The 21622-nt window shown below is 34.5% G+C and carries 15 protein-coding genes; 10 read left to right on the top strand and 5 right to left on the bottom strand.

Annotation, left to right across the window (positions count from 1 at the left end; translation table 11 throughout):
• Window positions 1–4: 4 nt before the first annotated feature.
• From purT to AC5LWL_RS13105, 3 genes are all read left to right on the top strand, one after another.
• Entirely contained in the window at window positions 5–1183 is a 1179-nt protein-coding gene (gene purT, locus AC5LWL_RS13115; RefSeq protein WP_493436607.1) for a formate-dependent phosphoribosylglycinamide formyltransferase, read from the top strand.
• Between the two features lie 96 nt (window positions 1184–1279).
• Window positions 1280–2542 carry an L-lactate MFS transporter gene (locus tag AC5LWL_RS13110; protein WP_493434714.1) on the top strand — a complete coding sequence of 421 codons (1263 nt, stop codon included), beginning with the start codon at window positions 1280–1282 and terminating at the stop codon, window positions 2540–2542.
• An 87-nt stretch (window positions 2543–2629) separates the two neighbouring features.
• A complete protein-coding gene (locus AC5LWL_RS13105) occupies window positions 2630–3541 on the top strand; it encodes an AEC family transporter (RefSeq protein ID WP_493434713.1) in 912 nt (303 codons plus the stop codon).
• Window positions 3542–3764: 223 nt separating this feature from the next.
• Here AC5LWL_RS13105 and AC5LWL_RS13100 read toward each other — a convergent pair whose 3' ends face one another.
• The gene (locus tag AC5LWL_RS13100; protein ID WP_493434712.1) at window positions 3765–4895 is read right to left on the bottom strand and encodes a CAP domain-containing protein; all 1131 of its coding nucleotides are present in this window, start codon (window positions 4893–4895) and stop codon (window positions 3765–3767) included.
• 374 nt (window positions 4896–5269) lie between these two features.
• Here AC5LWL_RS13100 and AC5LWL_RS13095 point away from each other — a divergent pair, with 374 nt between their 5' ends.
• On the top strand, window positions 5270–5401 hold the full coding sequence (locus AC5LWL_RS13095; RefSeq protein ID WP_493434711.1) for a hypothetical protein: 132 nt from the start codon (window positions 5270–5272) through the stop codon (window positions 5399–5401).
• 788 nt (window positions 5402–6189) lie between these two features.
• Window positions 6190–7260 carry a branched-chain amino acid aminotransferase gene (locus tag AC5LWL_RS13090; protein WP_493434710.1) on the top strand — a complete coding sequence of 357 codons (1071 nt, stop codon included), beginning with the start codon at window positions 6190–6192 and terminating at the stop codon, window positions 7258–7260.
• A gap of 75 nt (window positions 7261–7335) precedes the next feature.
• Here the strand turns inward: AC5LWL_RS13090 and AC5LWL_RS13085 are convergent, their stop codons facing one another.
• A complete protein-coding gene (locus AC5LWL_RS13085; RefSeq protein ID WP_493434709.1) occupies window positions 7336–8157 on the bottom strand; it encodes a Cof-type HAD-IIB family hydrolase in 822 nt (273 codons plus the stop codon).
• 192 nt (window positions 8158–8349) lie between these two features.
• Here AC5LWL_RS13085 and AC5LWL_RS13080 point away from each other — a divergent pair, with 192 nt between their 5' ends.
• The 3 genes from AC5LWL_RS13080 (at window position 8350) to pepF (ending at window position 11713) form a co-directional block, all read left to right on the top strand.
• Window positions 8350–8550, top strand: coding sequence for an IDEAL domain-containing protein (locus AC5LWL_RS13080; protein ID WP_493434708.1), 201 nt, complete (start codon window positions 8350–8352; stop codon window positions 8548–8550).
• Between the two features lie 684 nt (window positions 8551–9234).
• Window positions 9235–9849: a protein kinase family protein gene (locus tag AC5LWL_RS13075; RefSeq protein ID WP_493434707.1), complete on the top strand. Its 615-nt coding sequence runs from the start codon at window positions 9235–9237 to the stop codon at window positions 9847–9849.
• Between the two features lie 73 nt (window positions 9850–9922).
• The gene (gene pepF, locus AC5LWL_RS13070; protein WP_493434706.1) at window positions 9923–11713 is read left to right on the top strand and encodes an oligoendopeptidase F; all 1791 of its coding nucleotides are present in this window, start codon (window positions 9923–9925) and stop codon (window positions 11711–11713) included.
• Window positions 11714–12175: 462 nt separating this feature from the next.
• Here the strand turns inward: pepF and gltC are convergent, their stop codons facing one another.
• Window positions 12176–13078 carry a glutamate biosynthesis transcriptional regulator GltC gene (gene gltC / locus AC5LWL_RS13065; RefSeq protein WP_493434705.1) on the bottom strand — a complete coding sequence of 301 codons (903 nt, stop codon included), beginning with the start codon at window positions 13076–13078 and terminating at the stop codon, window positions 12176–12178.
• Between the two features lie 138 nt (window positions 13079–13216).
• Here gltC and gltB point away from each other — a divergent pair, with 138 nt between their 5' ends.
• Window positions 13217–17773, top strand: coding sequence for a glutamate synthase large subunit (gene gltB, locus AC5LWL_RS13060; RefSeq protein WP_493434704.1), 4557 nt, complete (start codon window positions 13217–13219; stop codon window positions 17771–17773).
• A 16-nt stretch (window positions 17774–17789) separates the two neighbouring features.
• Window positions 17790–19283 carry a glutamate synthase small subunit gene (gene gltD, locus AC5LWL_RS13055; protein ID WP_493434703.1) on the top strand — a complete coding sequence of 498 codons (1494 nt, stop codon included), beginning with the start codon at window positions 17790–17792 and terminating at the stop codon, window positions 19281–19283.
• 52 nt (window positions 19284–19335) lie between these two features.
• Here the strand turns inward: gltD and bcaP are convergent, their stop codons facing one another.
• Together bcaP and AC5LWL_RS13045 are read right to left on the bottom strand one after the other, a co-directional pair.
• A complete protein-coding gene (gene bcaP, locus AC5LWL_RS13050; protein ID WP_493434702.1) occupies window positions 19336–20721 on the bottom strand; it encodes a branched-chain amino acid transporter BcaP in 1386 nt (461 codons plus the stop codon).
• Between the two features lie 362 nt (window positions 20722–21083).
• A complete protein-coding gene (locus AC5LWL_RS13045) occupies window positions 21084–21587 on the bottom strand; it encodes a GNAT family N-acetyltransferase (protein WP_493434701.1) in 504 nt (167 codons plus the stop codon).
• Window positions 21588–21622 lie beyond the last annotated feature (35 nt).

Raw genomic sequence — 21622 nt, 5'->3', positions numbered from 1 at the left:
CATGATGCTTGGTGCACCATTTTCAAATAAAGCAAAAAAAATTGTCATACTCGGCTCAGGAGAACTAGGAAAAGAAGTGATCATTGAAGCCCAACGCTTAGGGATAGAAACAATAGCTGTTGATAGATATGAACATGCACCTGCTATGCAAGCTGCACATCGTTCGTATGTTATCAATATGCTTCAATCAAAAGAAATAAAAGAATTGATTCAAAAGGAACAGCCAGATTTTATTGTGCCTGAAATCGAAGCAATCGCAACGGAAGCTTTAATAGATTTGGAACAAGAAGGATTTAACATTATTCCAACTGCAATGGCTACCAATTTAACAATGGACCGAGAAGGAATTAGAAGGCTGGCAAATGAAACATTAAACCTTCCGACAGCAAAGTATGAATTTGCAAATAATCTGGATGAATTAAAGGAAGCAGTAGCAAAGATTGGTACTCCATGTGTGATTAAACCGATTATGAGTTCTTCTGGAAAAGGACAAACCATCTGTCGGAGTTTACATGATATCGATTCATCTTGGAATGAAGCATTAGAAGGTGGAAGAGGCAAAAAAACAAGAGTGATAGTGGAAGAGTTTATTTACTTTGAATCAGAAATTACGCTGCTCACTGTACGTAATGTTAATGGCACAATGTTTTGTCCGCCAATTGGCCATACACAAAAAGACGGAGACTATATTGAATCATGGCAGCCGCACGCTATGGAGGAAAAACAAATCAAAGAAGCAGAACATATTGCCAAAAAAATTACAGATGCTTTAGGTGGTTATGGATTGTTTGGTGTTGAATTGTTTTTAACAAAAAGCGGCGTATACTTCAGTGAAGTATCTCCTCGTCCTCACGATACAGGAATGGTTACCCTTGTAACCCAGGATCTATCTGAATTTGCTTTACATGTACGCGCAATATTGGGCTTGCCGATAACAGGTGTAAAATTATTGTCAGCAGGAGCAAGTAAAACAATCAAAGCAACAGAAGAAAGCGAAGAGTATCAATTTGAGGGAGTGGAACAAGCGCTTTCGATTCCGAATACACAAATTAGAATGTTTGGAAAACCACGCTCATTAAAAGGAAGAAGGATGGGAGTTGTACTCCAAACAGATGAAAATGTAGAAATGGCTATTCAAAATGTTCGAAAAGCAGCTTCTAAAGTGTCGCTTTCTTATAAATAGAAGGTCTTTTTTAGGCAAGTTTAAAATGGGGAGTTTGTTCTAGTCAATGGGGTAAATCGTTAAGCAAAATATAAAAATTAATTGAAGAGGTGTAAAATGAATAATAAAAATCGATGGTTAATTGCGTTATCAGCAGTAGGAATACATATTTCTATTGGTTCTGTATACGCTTGGAGTGTATTTACAAAACCTTTAGAAGCCGCTTATAACTGGAGCTTGAGTAGTATTTCATGGACATTCAGCATCGCCATTTTATTTTTAGGATTATCAGCAGCTTTTTTAGGACATTTTGTGGAAAAATACGGTCCTAGAGCTTCTGGAACATTATGTGCTTTCTTTTTCGGAATTGGGATGGCAGGAGCCGGGTTCGCTACAAGTATTGCTTCATTGCCGTTATTATATGTATGTTATGGTATGTTAGGTGGAATCGGTCTTGGTGTAGGCTATATTACTCCTGTTTCCACATTAATAAAGTGGTTTCCAGATCGTAGAGGCTTGGCAACAGGGCTAGCTATTATGGGGTTTGGATTCGCTTCAATGGTAAGCAGTCCAATTATCAATAAGTTAATTTCTTCTGTTGGGATTTCTTCCACTTTTTATATTTTGGCAGTTGTCTATTTTGTTATTATTTTTATTTCTTCTCAATATTTAGCTGCACCACCAAAAAATTATATGCCTGCACGTATTCAAGAATCAATCAATAAAGGAAAATCTGTGCTAAAAACGGATTTAGCACAATTAACAGCAAATGAAGCAGTAAAAACGAAACGATTCTGGGCTTTATGGATGATGTTTTTTATTAATATTACTTGTGGAATTGCCGTATTAGCCGTTGCATCTCCTATGGGACAAGAGCTTGCAGGGATGTCAGTAGGAGCTGCTGCAGCATTAGTTGGCATAATGGGTATTTTTAATGGACTAGGAAGAATTGTTTGGGCGGCTATTTCTGATTTTATTGGAAGACCAAATGTGTATACATTATTTTTTGCTATTCAAATTATTGCTTTTTTTGCACTTCCTCATTTACAGCAGCCGGTTGCATTCTCTATAATAGTATGTATCATTATGTCTTGTTATGGCGGAGGGTTTGCATCTATTCCTGCATATATAGGAGACTTATTCGGCACACGTCAATTAGGTGCAATTCATGGCTATATGCTGACTGCATGGGCTGCTGCAGGTATTGCAGGACCTATATTTGTTTCTTGGATCCGAGTTTCAACCGGAAGCTATCAAGGAACATTAACTGTATTTTCTTGTTTGTTTATTCTCTCCTTGGCTATCTCTTTTATCATTCGAGTAGATATAAAAAAAATCAAATTAATGAACAAAAATTTAAATGAGAATAATAGTTATTAATCTTGTTAACTGTGCTTGGAGGATTATTTCCTCCTGCACTTTTTCTGTGTTAGAGCGTTATTTCTTATTTGTGGGGAGCTATGCAAGATGGACAGTTTTAATGCGCAGTTTTTGTATTCGGTTATTATTATTGCTTTAGGCTATTTCTTCAAAAGGTGGAATATCATAAAAGAGAAGGATGGAGAAGCAATTGCAAGAGTGATTTTTAATATTACATTACCTTGCTTAATCATCTATACTTTCCATAATATTGTGATTGAAACCTCATTAATCATGTTGGTAGTATTAGGATTTTTATATGGCATTATCATTGCCGTTTTAGGACTATTTTTATTTAGAAAAGAAGCTCGCATGGAAAAAGGGATGCTGAGCATGCTTATTCCTGGCTTTAATATTGGCTTGTTTGCTTTTCCATTAGTGGAAGGAATATGGGGACAAGCAGGCCTTAAATACTTTGGAATGTTTGATGTAGGGAATGCAGTTATAACATTTGGATTAAGCTATTTAATCGGCAGCTATTACTCGAAAGAAGGGGTCGTTTTAGATTTTAAACATATTGTCAACAAAATGGCAAAATCAATTCCTTTAATGACTTATATTATTATTTTTATTATTAATCTATGTGGGATTCATTTGCCAGATACAGCAGTTGAAATTACGACCATTTTATCTAAAGCAAATATGCCTCTTTCCTTATTATTGCTTGGTATTTATCTGAATTTCTCTTTTGAAAAAAGCCACTGGAAGGGAATTGGAAAGGTATTAGGCTTGAGGTATGGCGTAGGGCTAGCATTAGGTATATTAGGTTTTTATTTGCTGCCTGTTGAAGATATGTTTCGTTATACAGTATTGATAGCCCTTATCTTGCCAATGGCTTCAGCCGTTTTACCATATAGCATTGAATTTAAATACAATCAGCGTTTTGTTGGAACTGCTGCAAATCTATCTATTCTCTTAAGTTTTTTCTTATTATGGGTGATCGGCAATATGCTTGTTTAATGGCGAGATTTCAACATAAAAACAAAAGTCGTGCAAAATGTTCTGCACGGCTTTTGTTTAGTTAAAAGTCACCGATAATCAAGTGCTTTTCGCATTTCATTGTCTAGCTACAGGCGCTATCGGCTCGAGTCAAATAACCTGTCTGAATAAAAAGTAAAAAGCAACTTTTTATCAGCCAGAACATTTGCATGTCGCCGATAATCAAGCGCCTTTCGCATTTCTGTTAAGGTGTAAAGAAATTTTCTGTGTAATAGGGCTGGGATTTTGCATTAAATGCTACTCCGATGCCTAAATTCCGAAAGTCTTTTTGTAAAATATTTTTGCGGTGGCCGGATGAATTCATCAAACCTTCATGTGCAAATATGCTGCTGTATTGTCCATAAGCTAGATTTTCACCGGCTGTTGTATAGCGAATTCCATCTTCAAGCATGCGGTCAAAAGGAGATTCTCCTTCTAAATTAGTATGATCAAAATAATTATTCACAGCCATATCATTACTATGTTTACGAGCAGTGCCTTTCACATGATCATTCCATTTTAATGGAGATAAACCATTGTTTACTCGGCTGGCATTAGTTAAATCAAATAATTGGTACTCAAAACCTTTTTGGAGATCTGGGGAGCTTTTTGTGTAAAAGTCCGTTCGATTTTCTTCCAGTTCCCCATCAATTATTTGCATAGCCGTTACAGTATTTCCCTCTTCCTTATCAAAAAACACCGTAACATATTCCTTATCTAATAAAAACATTTCATAATCTTTATCTGCAGGCAGTTTATAATATACAAATCCTTTTTTTAATTCAGTTAAAGGTTCACCTAATGTTTTAAGAACAGTATTTTTATCTATCCCTTTTTTTAATCCATTTTTAGAAGCAATCAAGTCTTGGTTCGTATATATCGCTTTTACAGATTGATTTTTGTCATATCCGACCATTACGAAATGGTGATAATTCTCATGATATACATACCAAGGAATACCATATTCATTTATAGTTTGCCGTTTCGCTTCACCTAAATGCTTTTCCACCTCTTCTTTTTTATCACCAATTTGAATGTTATAAATAGAAAAGGTTTGTTCAGTAGGAGTTGCTAATTCTGGTTGTTCGAGGCTTTTTTGCTCCTTCTCTACATTCCATTCAGGTAATTTATCCTGAGTTTGTTGGAAAAGTGTTTTTAAGTTATTCCATTCATTCTCTATATTTTGAAAAAAAGAAGTTATAGAATCTTGATTCACTTCTGAATGTATCATATCCATTGTTTTAGGCAAAGAAGCAGCGTCAATTTTACCATGTATATATTGATAACCTCCATACATGATTAAAAGAAATAATGAAAATTTTAACAAGGTTCTCAAGGTTTTTATCTCCTCCATTCTTTCTAAGCATAACCAATTTCTCCATGAAAGATAATTCTTTCATTCTATTTTAGTATAGCATGATAGATTCGGTAAATCATGCATACACTTTGTTTAAATTTTATAGTTCTGACAATCATTTATTCCTTTTGTAATGATGAAATCTAATTGTTAGGAATATGTAATGTTGTTAGGGTTGTCATTTTTATTAAAATGCTGGTATACTATAATAAATAAAGCGCTTTATAGTTGGTTTTTATACAAAATTTCCATACTACATTTAGCGTTCTAATGTCTAACGCACTTCAGAACTTCTCGGTATTGCTTTTCTAGAGGTATTGCTATGCATGACAAAGCACTAAAGGAGGCTTCATATGCATTTAGTAACAGCCGATATTGACGAAGTATTACAAACCACAGCGGAGATAGGAAAAAGCCGTATCAATTGGAACATTATCATAATTGAAATAGATAAATTGTTAGAAGACACAAAAAACTGGAATTAAATAGCCGAAGACTTCATCCGAAAAATGGGGAAATAGATAGATGAAAATCTACTGCATTCCCATACTTTTACGTTTGGAGTCTTTTTTTATGGACTTTTCTAAAAGTCTGCTGTTTTGAATAAAATAATTAACTTTTTTAATCATAAGGTAGCCACCCATGCAAACAAAATTTGCATCATGGCGCATGAAAAAAAGCAGCATTCTATTTTTTTAGGTCTAAGTTTGGAGCAGGGAGCAGTTTGCATACACGAAGACTCCAGTGGGAATGCTAGAAAGACGAGAACCGGCAGGAAAGGGAAGTGTATGCAGGCTGGGGACTAATTGAGCGTGAATACCTATTTCAGGCTAGTCTAGAAGTAGGTAGATTCATTTAGGTAGCTATTTATCATTAAAAACGAAAAATTTTTCTCTTTTCTATCAACCTATTTTTAAAAGAAGGAAGGGATTTTGATTCGAATGTCGAAATAGCTAGTAAGGAAAGGATAGATAATAATAGTTCGAAATAAGCACGATGGAAAAATTAGGATGACTATTATTGTGAAAAAATATAATTTAATATTCTTTTTATGATGAACACTTTATTTATTCGAATATAAAAGTTCCAATCATTTTTTTATCGATAATTCGATTTTGTGACATAATATTATGGAGAGAATTTGTATTCATATTAAAATGACCATCATAAAATGATTAAAACTTTTTCAAAAGATAAACAAATTTTCCTTTCCCATCATAAAAGTTGCGTTATAATAAGTAGAAAAATAATATTAATGTAAGGAGAAATCAACGTGAGTGAACAAACTATTACAGTAACATTAGCAACAGAAAAAAAACCAAAACCAGATTCCGCTAAATTAGAATTTGGTAAAGTCTTTACTGATCATATGTTTATGATGGACTATTCAGTAGAAAAAGGATGGCATGATGCACAAATTCTTCCATACCAGTCTATATCATTAGATCCTGCTTCTGTTATTTTCCACTATGGACAAACTGTTTTTGAAGGCTTAAAAGCATATTTAACAAAAGAAGAAAAAGTGCTTTTATTTAGACCAGACAAAAATATGGAACGTTTAAATAAATCAAATGATCGTTTATGCATTCCAGAAATTGATGAAGAATTTGCTTTAACTGCTCTTAAACAATTAATTAATATCGATAAAGACTGGATTCCAACAGGTGAGGGAACTTCTCTTTACATACGACCATTTATTATTTCTACTCAGCCTTATTTAGGGGTTGCTGCATCAGTAAGCTATAAATTTATGATTATTTTATCTCCGGTTGGTTCTTATTATAAAGAAGGAGTTAAACCAGTTAAAATATTTGTTGAAAATGAATTTGTTCGTGCTGTTGCTGGTGGTACTGGTTCAGCAAAAACAGCTGGCAACTATGCGGCAAGCTTAAAAGCTCAACAAATTGCTGCGAAAAAGGGATATTCACAAGTTTTATGGTTAGATGGCGTGGAGAAAAAATACATCGAAGAAGTTGGAGCGATGAATGTTTTCTTTAAAATAAATGGAGAAGTTATCACACCAGTATTAAATGGCAGCATCTTAGAAGGTGTGACAAGAAGAAGTATTATTGAATTATTAAAACATTGGAATATACCTGTAACAGAAAGAAAAATTACCGTTGAGGAAATTTTTGCTGCACAAAAAAGCGGAGAGTTAGAAGAAGCGTTTGGAACAGGAACTGCAGCCGTTATATCTCCAATTGGCGAATTTTTCTGGAATGAAGAAGTTATTGTTTTAAACAATGGTGAAACTGGAGAACTTGCGAAGAAATTATATGATACTATTACGAATATCCAAAATGGGAAAGAAGAAGATCCATTCGGCTGGACAGTAGAAGTATAAGCGAATTTATTATCTGAAAAAAATACAAAAAAGAGGCAGTTTGTTTTATAAAACAGACTGCCTCTTTTTTTAAAATTATCTTGAAGACTTAACACTTAAAATAAATTGTTCTACTACTTTTGCTACACCGTCATTATTGTTCGTATCGGTTGTATGGTCTGCAATTCTTTTAATATCTTCTGGAGCATTGCCCATAGCTACTCCAAGTCCAGCAAATTCAATCATGGCCAAGTCATTATAGCTGTCTCCGATGGCAATTACTTCGTCACGTGTAATCCCTAATTTATTGATTAATAATTCAAGACTCGTTCCTTTTGTTACTCCTTTTTCTGTAAATTCCAGAAAGTATGGTTTTGAGCGCATAACACTTAATTTGTTTTGCAACTCAACCTGGAGCAAACTTTCAACTGCTTTCAAATGTTCTTCTTCTTTTACCATTAGTACTTTAACAACAGGCTCTTGAACACTTTCAACAAAGTCAGGTACTTCAGTAATAGGAAGGCCTGTTAATTTAGATTCAATCTCTGTAAATGGATTATTCTCTTCTGTAATGATACTGTCACCAACGTAAGTATGGATCCATACCTTTTCTCGTTTGCTAATTTCAAACAGATCATGGACTGTTTCTGCAGAAAGCGTACTGCTGAACAATTCCTCATTCGTTTTACAATTCGTTATTTTTGCACCATTAAAAGATAAAATAAAACTTCCGTATTTAGCTAATTCTAATTCACGAGCGCTTTGAACCATTGCAAAGGTTGGCCGTCCGGATGCCAATACTACTTTAACACCTAACTCTTGCGCATCCATTAATGCTTTTTTTGTTCTATCTGATATTGTATGGTCATCTTGTAATAATGTATCGTCCATATCTAACACAATCATTTTATAAGTCATTTCTTTTTCTCCTCACCATCACGTACTATTCGAAATCTCCCTCATTATAAAGAATATACAATCTTACGTAAATACTATTGAAAGAAATTTACGAATTAATACGAATCAATATGGAATAAATTTCCGAAAAAAAGTATTTGAATTATCAGATAATTATTGTTATACTATAAAAAAGAAAAGGGGTTGATTCAAATGGAAAAGTATTTATTAAATGCTCCAAAACAGTCTGTAGGAAATGTAATAGATTCTTTATTTGCTGAAATGGTATTGGAAAAGGCCCTTTATGAGTTTCGTAAAACAATTATTGAGAAACAAATTGATTCAACACTTATGAAAGGTGATAAAAAAGAATTTATGCGCCTTACCAATGAGTTAAATGAATTAATGGCTTAAACAAAACACAATTAGTTCTGAACTATTATACTTAAAATAAACATGTATTTATCTATTCTAACCGCAAAAAAATAGTAAAGTGAAATAAAAAAAGACACCAATATTGGTGTCTTTTTTAAGTATTGAGGCAATAAACAGTGCTCCACATAGCACTATAGGTGTTTATTGACTTATTCAATAGAGCTCATCGCAAAAATAAATATAACATAAAATTTATTAGAATACAATCATTTTTTTGTGATTACTTGTCTTTTTAATAAAATGTAATGAAAAAGCAGAAATTTACACCCATCATTTTTCAGCTATAATGTTGAAGTTAACAGATAAATGAACAGATATAAACAATAATACCCATCCATCAAAGTGAAAAACGGAAGAGTGTTGGTGCAAAACTTGTTCTTTTACAAATAGGATGCATTTTTTTAGTTCTATTATAATAAGGTGAATTAATTGACTAATGAAAGTGATTCCACTAAGATGACAGTACAATTTAACAGAGGTTGAATGCTGGAGAACTTTATTGAGCTAGAAACTATAAGGGAGTCCAAAAGGGAAGTAAAATGATCGGATGATAACTAAATCGAACGTTAACACCTGCATGAGGATGAGTGAATAGAATAAAGAAAGCAGATGAAGATATGGAGAGAATTAGAAGATAAAATGAGCTATTAAGGAGGACCTCCTTTGAAAAAATATGATGAACTTGCAAAAAGTATTCATTATCATTTTTATAATAAAAAGTTTTCTGAAGCCAAAAAACATAAAGATTTGGAGCTTATTGGAAAAGGGAGAAGTGCGTATGTATTTAAGATTAACAATACATCCTTAGCCATTAAGGTGTTTTTCAAAAAATATGAACATTTAGCAAAAACGGAAGGGGAAATTTATGAAACAGTACGTGGAATTTCTTTTTTTCCTCAAGTTTATGAAATCGGCAACAATTATATTGTAATGGATTTTATTGAAGGAAAAACATTGTTTGAGTGTTTAATAGAAGGAATTCTTATTACAGAAGATCATATAAAAGAAACAGATGCAGCTATTTTATTATCGAATCAAAAAGGACTAAATCCTTCTGATATTCATTTGAAAAATATCATTTTAACGAAAGAAAATGAAATCAAAATTATTGATTTAGCACGGTTCAGACAAGAGAAGAAATGTACTCAGTGGATGGATTTAAAAAAGGCTTTTTATTCTATCTATCAAAAGCGTTACTTCCCGAAAAAAGTTAGCAAATATATTTTGCACACTATTCGAATACTATATAAAAAGCAATTGTTAAAATCAATTGTTTAGCTGTACGTCATTATTTCCCTTATAATTAAAAAGGAAATAATGATTTTTTTTACATAAAAAGGAGGAACTATCGATGAAAATTTATAAAAGCCGTCAAGAGGTGGCGGATCAAGAAAAATGGAACTTGCAGCATATATATGAAAACGAAACTTTGTGGGAAGAGGATTTTAAGAAGCTAGAAGTGAAAATAAAGGAAATCGAGAAATATAATGATAAAATCACGGATGCTGCTTGCTTGCTTTCCTATTTAACAAAATCAGAAGAAATCGGAACAATCTATAAAAAATTATATTGTTATAGCATGCTTTTACTAGACTTAGATACTAGAAATACACATGCTCAAAAGCTATTGGATAAAGCGAGGCAGCTTGGACAAAAATGGAGCAGTGCTACATCATTTTTTATGCCATTCCTGTTAAGTCTGGATGAAGAAGTTTTAAAGCAATATATAATAGAAGAAAAAGGGCTTCGTTATTTTGAAAAAGATTTATTAGAGTCATTCTCTTATAAAAAGCATGTTCTAAGTAAAGAAAAAGAAGAAATACTTGCATTATTAGGGGAATCTTTATCTGTGCCAAGTCAAGTTTTTGGCATGATTAATAATGCAGATATTAAATTTGGCACGGTAACCGATGATGAAGGAAAAGAAGTAGAATTAACAAGAGGCATGTATGCTAAGTTGATTGAACATGAAGACAGAAATAAAAGAAAGGAAGCCTATAAAGCCTATTATCAGCCTTATATTACATTAAAAAACACAATTGCTACAACCTTTGCTTCAGCAGTAAAAAATAATGTCAAAACCTCAAAAATAAGAAATTATCCATCTGCACTAGAAAAAAGTTTATTTGCTGACAGAGTTCCAAAAGAAGTGTATGAAAACTTAATAGAAGCAACAAGAAAAAATTTGCCATATATGAATGAATATATGCAATACCGCCAAAAAAAGCTGGCAATAGAGGAGCTTCGTGCTTATGACTTAAGTGTTCCATTAGTAAAAGGAGCAGCAGACGAAAAAATCACGTATGATAAAGCATATGAAATAATGCTAGAAGCGTTGAAACCGTTAGGAAAAGATTATATTGAAATATTAAAATCTTTTAAGGAAAAACGTTATTTAGATGTGCGTGAAACACCAGGGAAGCGTTCTGGTGCATATAATTTAGGTTTATATGGTGTGCATCCATTTATTCTATTAAATCATCGTGATGATTTAGACAGTTTATTTACATTAGCACATGAATGCGGCCATGCAATGCATTCTTATTACAGTAGCAAACATCAGCCGCAGATTTCTGCTGGGTATAGTATTTTTGTAGCAGAGGTTGCCTCAACGGTAAATGAAGTGTTATTAATTCGATATTTATTAAAAGTGGAAAAGGATCCCGATAAAAAAGAGCATCTATTAAACCATTTTATCGATAGTTTTAAAGGAACCTTTTTTACGCAAGTAATGTTTAGTGAATTTGAAAAAACTGTTCATGAAAAAGCGGAAGCGGGAGAAGCGCTAACACTTGATTTATTTAATGAAACATATGAAGAGCTATTTAAGGCATATAATGGTGAGCAGCTTGTGGTGGAAGAAGAAGTGAAATATGGCTGGGCAAGAATCCCCCATTTTTATCGACCTTTTTATGTATATAAATACGCAACAGGTTTTGCTTCTGCCATTACAATCGCTGATAAATTATTAGCAGGAAACGAGAAGGATACTGCTGCATATTTAAAATTTCTCAAAAGTGGAAGTTCGGAATTTCCTTTAGAGCTATTGAAAAAAACCGGTGTTGATTTAACTGCACCGGAAACAATTGACCACGCTTTATCTATTTTTCATTCACTTGTGCAAGAAGTGATTGAAAATTAAAGGTTATATTGTTGAAAATGAAGCTAATGCTTTTTTAGTATAGATTCAGACAGACATGAGAATTTAAGCTTAATCAAAGGTTTCGCAATCGTAAGAGATGTCTATCATTAGACATCTCTTACGATTGCTGGATTCTATATTGCTAGGTCTAGTGTGGAATTTGCAGCAAACAGGCATATGAAAAAATATTTTATTACATAAATATTAGGGAAAACACTTGTTTTTATTCAAATTGAAAAGGATGCAGTTGTTTGAAGACGCTCGTCCTACTGGCATGGAGAGGCATCTTTCTCTTGCATGACTGCCTAGATTTATAGAGAAGGCGAAAGGAAAGGGGGAGCTATGCGAAATAGCAGCACAGTTGTAGCCCCGCGGAAAATAGAACAACTCTCGGTTGATTCGATTTTCTGTTTCCTTTTTTGATTGTATTTCCCCTGAGTCAAGAGAGCACTTGCTCTTTTCTTATTGATACTTTTCTAATATAGAAAAGAATTCAATTACAAAATGATAAAATGTTTGCACAGATGGAGGCAGTTCCCGGTTCTTTGGTATAATAACACCGACAGTCCGGTTAATGACCGGATTTTCAATTGGGATTTTTACAGTGAATTTAGGTACTGTATCATAAAATGTACTCTCGGGAAGCAAGGTAACGCCCATACCGGCAGACACTAAGCCTTTTATGGCATCTAAATCCTCTCCTTCTGAATCTATTGTAGGTAAAAAGCCCTCTTGTTTACAAGCATCATATGCAATTTTCTGTAATATATAGCCTTTTGGAAACAAAACAAAAGGATCATTTCTTAAATCTCGCAAGCGCAAACTGTGTCTTTCTGCTAAAATATGATTACTAGGTATTAAAGCGTGTATTTGTTCCGTAAAGAGAATATTTCCTTTTATATTAAAATCATCTGTCGGAACAGGACCTAAGAAGGCAAGATCAATGTCTCGGTTTTTAACAGCTTCGATTAAAAAGCTATAAGAGCCTTGTCTTAATTGAAACGCAATCTGTGGATGTTTCTCTTTAAAAGCGGATAAAACAGTTGGCAGTAAATGACTTGCAAGACTTGTTGGAAATCCAATTTTGATAGAACCTTTGTTTGGATCCAGATAAGCGTCCACTTGTTCAATTGCAAGATCAACAGCCTTTATAATAGCTAATGTGTGCGTTAAAAATATCTTTCCAATCGAAGTTAATTTAACGTTTCTCCCTTCTCTTTCGAATAAATGAACACCAAGTTCATCTTCTAGATTTGCAATTTGTCTGCTTATTGCAGATTGGGCAACATGCAAGTGTTCTGCTGCTTCTGATACATGTTCTCTTTCTGCCACTTCTATAAAATATTTCAGTTGTCTCAATTCCATTTTTTTGTCGAATCCTCCATTCATCTCATAATTAGATTGTTTCTATCCAAATAATATATTGTTTATATGAATTTGCATAGTATAATTGGGTTATCTGAACTAAAAAAGTTGTTAGAAAATCTGACAGGGGTGGTTGAAATGACGTACAACCAAATGGCAAAATCACAAGGTCTTTATAGACCAGAATTTGAACATGATGCATGTGGTATCGGTTTATTCGCTCATATTAAAGGCATAGCAACACATGACATCGTGACAAAGGGTTTAAGTATGCTTTGTAAATTAGATCATCGTGGCGGGCAGGGAAGTGACCCGTTAACTGGTGATGGAGCAGGATTAATGGTTCAAATACCAGATCGTTTCTTTCGAAAAGAAATTACAGATTTTTCATTGCCGGAAAAAGGACAATACGGCGTTGGAATGATCTTTTTTTCTCAAAAGGATCAAAACAGAGAAGAAATTGAAGAAAAAATAAATGAATTTATTGAGGCTGAAGGGCAAGTGCTCCTCGGTTGGAGAACTGTACCTACAGATTTCAGAAAAATCGGAAAAGTGGCACAGGAAAGCTGTCCAATCGTGCGTCAAGTATTTATTCAAACAAATAAAGAAAATATGGACGATTTAGCATTTGAACGCAAACTTTTTATTATCCGTAAATTATCCGAAAATTGGGGCAAAACAAAAGATAAAGATTTTTATTTTGCAAGCCTTTCTAGTAGAACTATTGTATACAAAGGTTTATTAACATCAGAACAGGTTGGCACATTCTATTTGGATGTCCAAAGTCCAGACTTTATTTCGGCATTTGCTTTAGTGCATTCCCGCTTTAGCACAAATACATTCCCGAGTTGGGAAAGAGCACATCCAAACCGTTATATTATTCATAACGGAGAGATCAATACACTGCGCGGCAATCTTAATTGGATGAAAGCGAGAGAGCAGCAATTTGCCTCTGAAGCATTTGGTGAAGATTTGCAAAAGGTATTGCCTATATTAGATGCAAATGGAAGTGATTCGTCTGTTTTTGATAATGCGTTAGAGTTTTTTGTTCTATCGGGCCGGAAGCCTGCACATGCAGCAATGATGTTAATTCCGGAGCCATGGACCGAGAATCCACATATCTCAAAAGAAAAAAGAGCATTTTACGAGTATCACAGTAGTTTAATGGAACCGTGGGATGGTCCGATGGCCATTTCCTTTACAGATGGAAAGCAGATTGGTGCGATTTTAGATCGTAACGGACTAAGACCTGCACGTTATTATGTAACAAAAGATGATTATATTATTTTCTCTTCAGAGGTTGGGGTTATACCTGTAGAGGAAGAAAATATTTTATACAAAGATCGTTTAAGTCCTGGAAAAATGCTGTTAATTGATTTAGAAGAAGGACGCATTATTTCCGATGAAGAATTAAAAGGACAAATCGTTTCAGAAAAGCCATATCAAAAATGGCTAGATGAAGAAGTGGTGAGATTAGACGGAGTAAATGAAAAAGAAGAAGGATTAGATGATCTACTAATACGTCAAAAAGCGTTTGGCTACACATACGAAGATGTTCAAAAAAATCTAATTCCAGTGGTATTAGAAGGAAAAGACCCAATCGGTTCTATGGGAAATGATACACCGCTTGCTGTCTTATCTGATAAACCGCAGTCTTTGTTTAATTATTTTAAACAATTATTTGCTCAAGTAACGAATCCGCCAATTGATTCTATTCGTGAACATTTGGTAACCTCTACGCTTTCTTGGCTTGGAGCAGAAAAAAATCTGCTACACCCAAATGAAACGAACTGCCATCGGATTCAATTGAATTCGCCAGTGCTATCAAATGCTCAGTTAGAGCAATTAAGAAGCTCAGTAGATTCAGCATTTCTAACAGAAACAATTGATGCATTGTTTGAAGAGAATTTAGAGGAAAGTTTGCAGCTTGTTTTGCAAACAGCAGAAACTGCTATTGAAAAAGGCATCAGCTTGATTATTCTATCTGACAAAGGAATGAATAAAGATAAAAAAGCTATTCCAGTATTATTAGCAGTAAGTGCTTTGCATCAATATTTAATTAAAAAAGGAATTCGTACGAAAGCGAGCATTCTTGTTGAATCAGGAGAAATAAGAGAAGTGCATCATTTTGCAAGTTTAATCGGTTTTGGTGCTGATGCAATCAATCCATATCTTGTATATGCAACCTACAAAAAGTCAATAGAAGATGAGGTTTTATCTTTACCTTATAAAGAAGCTGTTTCTCGATTTAATACAGTAGTAACAGAAGGCGTTGTAAAAGTAATGTCTAAAATGGGAATTTCAACGATTCAAAGCTACCGTGGTGCACAAATTTTTGAAGCAGTAGGAATTGGAGAAGAAGTAATAAATAAATATTTCGAAGGCACTGTTTCTCAATTAGGTGGAATCGGAATAGAAACTATTGCAGCTGAAACAACCAAACGCCATGAAGAAGCATTTGCCCCTTCGTTAGATGATGCGTTGGATTCAGGAAGTGACTTCCAATGGAGAAAAGGTGGAGAACATCATGCTTTTAATCCGAAAACAATTCATACTTTGCAATGGGCGTGTCGCAAAGGCGATTACAAATTATTTAAACAATATTCACATGCAGCAAACGATGAAAGACTAAGCTTTTTACGAAACTTATTCTCTTTTACATCCAATCATCAAGCGATTGATATTAACGAAGTAGAGTCTGTAGAAAGTATTGTAAAACGATTTAAGACAGGTGCTATGTCATTTGGTTCGTTAAGTAAAGAAGCGCATGAAACTTTAGCAATCGCGATGAATCGAATTGGCGGAAGCAGCAACAGTGGAGAAGGCGGAGAAGACCCAACGCGTTTTGAATTGGATGAAAATGGAGACAACCGCCGCAGTGCCATTAAGCAAATAGCATCGGGTCGTTTTGGTGTAAAAAGTCATTATTTAATTAATGCGAATGAATTACAGATTAAAATGGCACAAGGAGCAAAACCAGGTGAAGGTGGGCAATTGCCAGGAAACAAAGTATATCCATGGGTAGCAGATGTTCGCGGATCAACACCAGGAGTTGGGTTAATCTCACCACCGCCACATCATGATATTTATTCTATCGAAGATTTAGCTCAGCTAATTCATGATTTGAAGAATGCAAATAGAGGCGCAAGAATCAGTGTTAAGCTAGTTTCTAAAGGCGGAGTAGGAACAATTGCTGCAGGTGTAGCAAAAGGTGCGGCAGATGTAATTGTAGTCAGCGGCTATGATGGAGGAACAGGTGCATCTCCAAAAACAAGCATCAAACATACTGGTTTACCATGGGAGCTTGGTTTGGCTGAAGCTCATCAAACATTAATGCTAAACGGGCTTCGAAGCAGGGTTGTTTTAGAAACTGACGGAAAGCTAATGACAGGAAAAGATGTCGTACTCGCAGCACTGCTTGGTGCAGAGGAATTTGGTTTCGCAACAGCACCATTAATTGTACTTGGTTGTGTAATGATGCGTGCCTGCCATTTAGATACTTGTCCAGTTGGTGTTGCAACACAAAACCCAGAATTGCGTTATAAATTTGCAGGGGATCCTGATCATGTTGTCAACTTCATGCGATTTGTTGCTGAAGAGGTTCGTGAACTAATGGCGCAATTAGGATTTAGAACAATGGAAGAAATGGTTGGAAGAACAGATGTTTTAACAGTAAGTGAACGAGCAGCTGGACATTGGAAAGCAAAAGATCTGGATTTATCAAAATTATTATATCAACTAGAAGGAGATCGCACTTGCAATACTCCACAAAATCATAAGATTGATGAAAGTTTAGATATCCAAGAGATTTTACCAGCGGTTGAAAAAGCAATTGAAACAGGCAATAGCGTAGAATTGCATTATTCGGTTAAAAATACAAATCGTGTTGTTGGTACAATTGTCGGCAGTGAAATCTCCAAAAAATATGGAGAAGAAGGATTGGCAGATAATACAATAAACTTGCATTTTAAAGGATCTGCTGGTCAAAGCTTTGGTGCATTTATTCCAAAAGGCATGAGTCTTTATTTAACAGGTGATGCAAATGACTATGTGGGGAAAGGATTGTCTGGAGGAAAAATTGTGATTACGTCACCTGCTGTAGACTCTTATGCAGCAAAAGATAATGTAATTGCAGGAAATGTTGCTTTTATTGGTGCGACAGATGGTGAAGCCTTTGTGAATGGAAAAGCTGGTGAACGATTTGCTGTTCGTAATAGTGGCGCAAATGTAGTCGTAGAGGGTATTGGCGATCATGGTTTAGAGTATATGACTGGCGGTCAAGTTATCGTCCTCGGTGAAGTAGGGAAAAACTTTGCTGCTGGTATGTCTGGCGGGGTAGCATATGTGCTGGCAAATGACAAAGAGACATTTAAAAGTCTTTGTAACCAAGAAATGATTTTATTTGAAGAATTAGAAGATGCAGAAGAAATAAAAAATGTGAAACAATTGATTGAAAAACATGGGGATCAAACAAATAGTATTGTAGCGAGACAAACATTGGAAAACTGGGATAAACAAGTTAGCAAATTTGTGAAGGTAATTCCAAAAGATTACAAACGCATGATGACAAATATTCAAGATGGCTTAAATAGTGGTTTAACAGAAGAGGAAGCTGTCATGAATGCATTTGAAAACAATTCAAAGCACGGCAAAAAAAAACAAAAATCTGCTAAGTTAACAGTAGCTGTTCAGTAAGAAAGGGGAGAGTGAAATGGGAAAAGCAACTGGTTTCATGGAATTTAAACGGGAGGAAGCGGAAGAGAGATCTCCGCTTTCCCGGATAAATGATTATAAAAAATATTCTGCTCCTTTCTCTGATGAGGTACTAAGTAGACAAGGAGCACGCTGTATGGACTGTGCTACACCATTTTGCCATATTGGTATGGAAATTGGCGGTACGACATCTGGCTGTCCTATTCATAATTTAATTCCAGAGTGGAATGATTTAGTCTATCGTGGCAGATGGAAAGAAGCATTAGAGAGATTAGTAAAAACAAATAATTTCCCTGAGTTTACTGGAAGTGCGTGTCCAGCTCCTTGTGAAGGATCTTGTACGGTTGCTATTTCTGATCCAGCAGTCTCTATTAAAAATATTGAACGAACAATAATTGATAAAGGCTTTGAAAATGGATGGATCCAACCGAGAATTCCACAAAAGAGAACAGGAAAAAAAGTAGCGATTATTGGATCAGGTCCTGCAGGTCTTGCAAGTGCTGATCAATTAAATCAGGCAGGACATTCTGTTACAGTTTTTGAACGTTCAGATCGTGCTGGTGGTTTATTAATGTATGGTATTCCTAACATGAAATTAGAGAAAAAAGATGTACAGCGCCGTATAAATTTATTAACGCAAGAAGGCATTGATTTTGTGACAAACACAGAAGTAGGAAAGGATATTACAGCAGATGAATTAAGAGCACAATTCGATGCAGTTATTCTTTGTACAGGTGCCCAAAAGCAGCGTGATTTAGTAATGGAAGGCAGAGAAGCAAACGGTGTTCACTTTGCCATGGACTATTTAACATTAAGTACGAAGAGCTTGCTTGATTCTAATTTGAAAGATGGCAATTATATAAATGCTGAAGGAAAAGATGTTATTGTTATTGGCGGCGGGGATACTGGAGCAGATTGTGTGGCAACAGCTCTTCGTCAAAAATGCAAAAGTGTCGTACAATTCGGCAAGCATCCAAGATTAGGAATCGCACGATTAGATGATAATATGTGGCCAGCTTTTCCTCATGTATTTTCCATTGAATATGCATATGAAGAAGCAGAACAGAAATTTGGCAGTGATCCAAGGCAATACAGCATTCAAACAAAAAAAATGGTAAAAGACGAAAATGGAAACTTAAAAGAGCTTCATACCATTTCGATGAAAAAAGTAAAACAGGATGATGGAACGTTTGTATTTCATGAAATCCCAGGAACAGAAAAAGTTTGGCCAGCAAAATTAGTATTTATTGCAATCGGATTTGAAGGGCCAGAGCAGCCAATTCTTAAACATTTTGGTGTAGAAACAAAAGCTCGAAAAATTGATGCAAAGTATGGCGAATTCCAAACAAACCTAGATGGTGTTTTCGCTGCTGGAGATGCTAGAAGAGGCCAAAGTTTAATCGTTTGGGCTATTAATGAAGGAAGAGAAGTAGCGTGTAAAGTGGATGAGTATTTAATGGGAGTATCTCATCTTCCTACTGTCAATGCCTAAATAAAAAACCAAGGAATATTCTAATTCCTTGGTTTTTTATTTATTGACCTATTTAATCGTTTAGTTTGCTATGCTTTTGGGAATAGAAAAAGTAAATAAATGTACCGATCGTAATCCATATAAGAAAGGCAAACCAAGTAATGCCAGGTAAACTTATTGCTAAACATAGGCATAATAAGGCACTAATAATTGGAAGAACAGGCACAAAAGGTACACGGAAAGAGCCTTTTAACTCAGGAGATTTTTTGCGTAAAACAATTACAGAAATGGAAATAAGTGTAAATGCAGCAAGTGTTCCCATGTTTACTAAATGAGCTAAAGTAGATAAATCAATAAATCCAGCAATTCCAGCAGCAATAATTCCAGTTATCCATGTATTATAAAATGGTGTTTTTGTTTTCGAATTGACTTTTGACAGGACTTTAGGCAATAATCCATCACGACTCATAGAATAACTTAAACGAACTTGTGCATAAATCAGTGCCAATATAACAGTTGTAATGCCAAGTACAGCACCAACTGAAATAATGCCTGCAATGCTATTTTGACCAACTGAATTTAAGGCTAGCGCCACAGGAGCTCCAACATTTAGCTCAGTAAAAGGAATCATTCCAGTTAATACAGCAGATACAATAATATATAAAAATGTACAAATACATAAAGAACCAATAATTCCAATTGGCATTGTTTTAGAAGGGTTTTTCACTTCTTCTGAAGCGGTTGCAACGACATCAAATCCAATATAAGCAAAGAAGACAGTAGCTGCACCTGTAAAAATTCCTGAAAACCCGAATGGCATAAACGGTGACCAATTATCTGGTTTTACATACCATATTCCTACTACGATAAATAAGATAATAACAGTCAGTTTAACAAATACCATAATATTATTGAACTTAATACTTTCTTTTATTCCTTTACTTACTAGACCGGTAATTAAAAGAATAATGATAATGGCTGGCAGGTCAATTATTCCACCCTTTCCAACGCCAGGTGCACTGGAAACAATGGAGGGTATATGAATATTAAAGCCTGCTAATAATGATTGAAAATAAGCAGACCATCCAGTTGCAACGGCTGACACTGCCAAAACATATTCAAGCATGAGATCCCAGCCAATTAGAAAAGCAAACAGTTCCCCTAATGTAGCGTAAGTGTATGTATAAACGCTTCCAGATAAAGGAATGGATGAAGAGAACTCCGCATAACAGAATGCAGCAAGTGCACAAGCTATTCCTGCTATGACGAATGAAAGCATAATTGCAGGTCCAGCATTGCTAGCAGCAACTACACCTGTGACGACAAAAATGCCGGTGCCTATTATACATCCTACACCTAAAAAAATAAGGTCCATTACGCTCATAGAACGAACAAATGATTTATCCTTTGATTGAGCAAGCATTAAACTAATTGATTTTTTTCTGAAAAGCTGATTCATTCTGTTGCCTCCTAGAAGTTGAAATACAATAGCTTTTTTATGAAATATTCTAATAATTTTACTAGAATGTCTTGTCATAAAAATAGTCTCAGCCGATTATATGGTAGGTGATAAAATCAGTCAATGTCAATAATTTGCAAAAAAGATTTCAAAAAACAGATAGTTTTACACTTTTTTAACATGACATATTGATTTACAAGTATTTTTACATAAAAATTAAAATTTTATCCATATAATAAATAAAGTTAAACAATTTTGTGTTCACTTAGAAACGGTTACTAATTATCTTTACGATTAAGTGCTTTCGATGGAAACATAACTTGCTGTTGAAATGGCATTCAACAGCAAGTTATGTTTGTAGACTAAAAATAAGAAGGAATTTGTGATTTTTTCAGTTGTGATAATTTTATAAACATTTCAGCATTAGAGCGTACCATACAGATGGATTGTTTTTTGTGCTGGAGTTTGAGCGGAAGCTCTTTAAAATGGAAACGATGATAATACTGTGGATTTATATCACTGTATAAAAGGAAAATGTCATCTTTTTGTTCAGCCGTAAAAGTAGAAAAAAATTCATTTAGCATGTTAGTTCCATGGTTTTTTCCTTGATGGCTTCTGTGAATAACAATAGACCCTAGTCCATGGATTAAAAGAGATTGATTAAGGTACTGTATTTTGATAAATAATACAATCATGGAACCAATTATGTTATTATTTTTATCTACATATACATAACGAACACCATATTCATCTTCTTTTTTATTATCTTTTACATATTGTTCATACGTTCTTCCTTTTGCCCATTCTTTGTAGCCCATTTGAAAAACAGTGTCCGCTTCATTTGATATAATCTTTCTTAAAAGCATTAGTTACCACCTTTCTATGTTTTAATATTAGCATA

Source organism: Niallia sp. WK069_GA_01 (genome assembly GCF_983173855.1).
This window is presented reverse-complemented; position numbering and strand designations above follow the sequence as displayed.

Excerpts from the sequence above, each read along its gene's own strand:
- purT (WP_493436607.1), top strand. The coding sequence starts at position 5 with ATGCTTGGTGCACCATTTTCAAATAAAGCAAAAAAAATTGTCATACTC.
- AC5LWL_RS13110 (WP_493434714.1), top strand. The coding sequence starts at position 1,280 with ATGAATAATAAAAATCGATGGTTAATTGCGTTATCAGCAGTAGGAATA.
- AC5LWL_RS13105 (WP_493434713.1), top strand. The coding sequence starts at position 2,630 with ATGGACAGTTTTAATGCGCAGTTTTTGTATTCGGTTATTATTATTGCT.
- AC5LWL_RS13095 (WP_493434711.1), top strand. The coding sequence starts at position 5,270 with ATGCATTTAGTAACAGCCGATATTGACGAAGTATTACAAACCACAGCG.
- AC5LWL_RS13085 (WP_493434709.1), bottom strand. The coding sequence starts at position 8,157 with ATGACTTATAAAATGATTGTGTTAGATATGGACGATACATTATTACAA.
- AC5LWL_RS13080 (WP_493434708.1), top strand. The coding sequence starts at position 8,350 with ATGGAAAAGTATTTATTAAATGCTCCAAAACAGTCTGTAGGAAATGTA.
- pepF (WP_493434706.1), top strand. The coding sequence starts at position 9,923 with ATGAAAATTTATAAAAGCCGTCAAGAGGTGGCGGATCAAGAAAAATGG.
- gltC (WP_493434705.1), bottom strand. The coding sequence starts at position 13,078 with ATGGAATTGAGACAACTGAAATATTTTATAGAAGTGGCAGAAAGAGAA.
- gltB (WP_493434704.1), top strand. The coding sequence starts at position 13,217 with ATGACGTACAACCAAATGGCAAAATCACAAGGTCTTTATAGACCAGAA.
- gltD (WP_493434703.1), top strand. The coding sequence starts at position 17,790 with ATGGGAAAAGCAACTGGTTTCATGGAATTTAAACGGGAGGAAGCGGAA.
- bcaP (WP_493434702.1), bottom strand. The coding sequence starts at position 20,721 with ATGAATCAGCTTTTCAGAAAAAAATCAATTAGTTTAATGCTTGCTCAA.
- AC5LWL_RS13045 (WP_493434701.1), bottom strand. The coding sequence starts at position 21,587 with ATGCTTTTAAGAAAGATTATATCAAATGAAGCGGACACTGTTTTTCAA.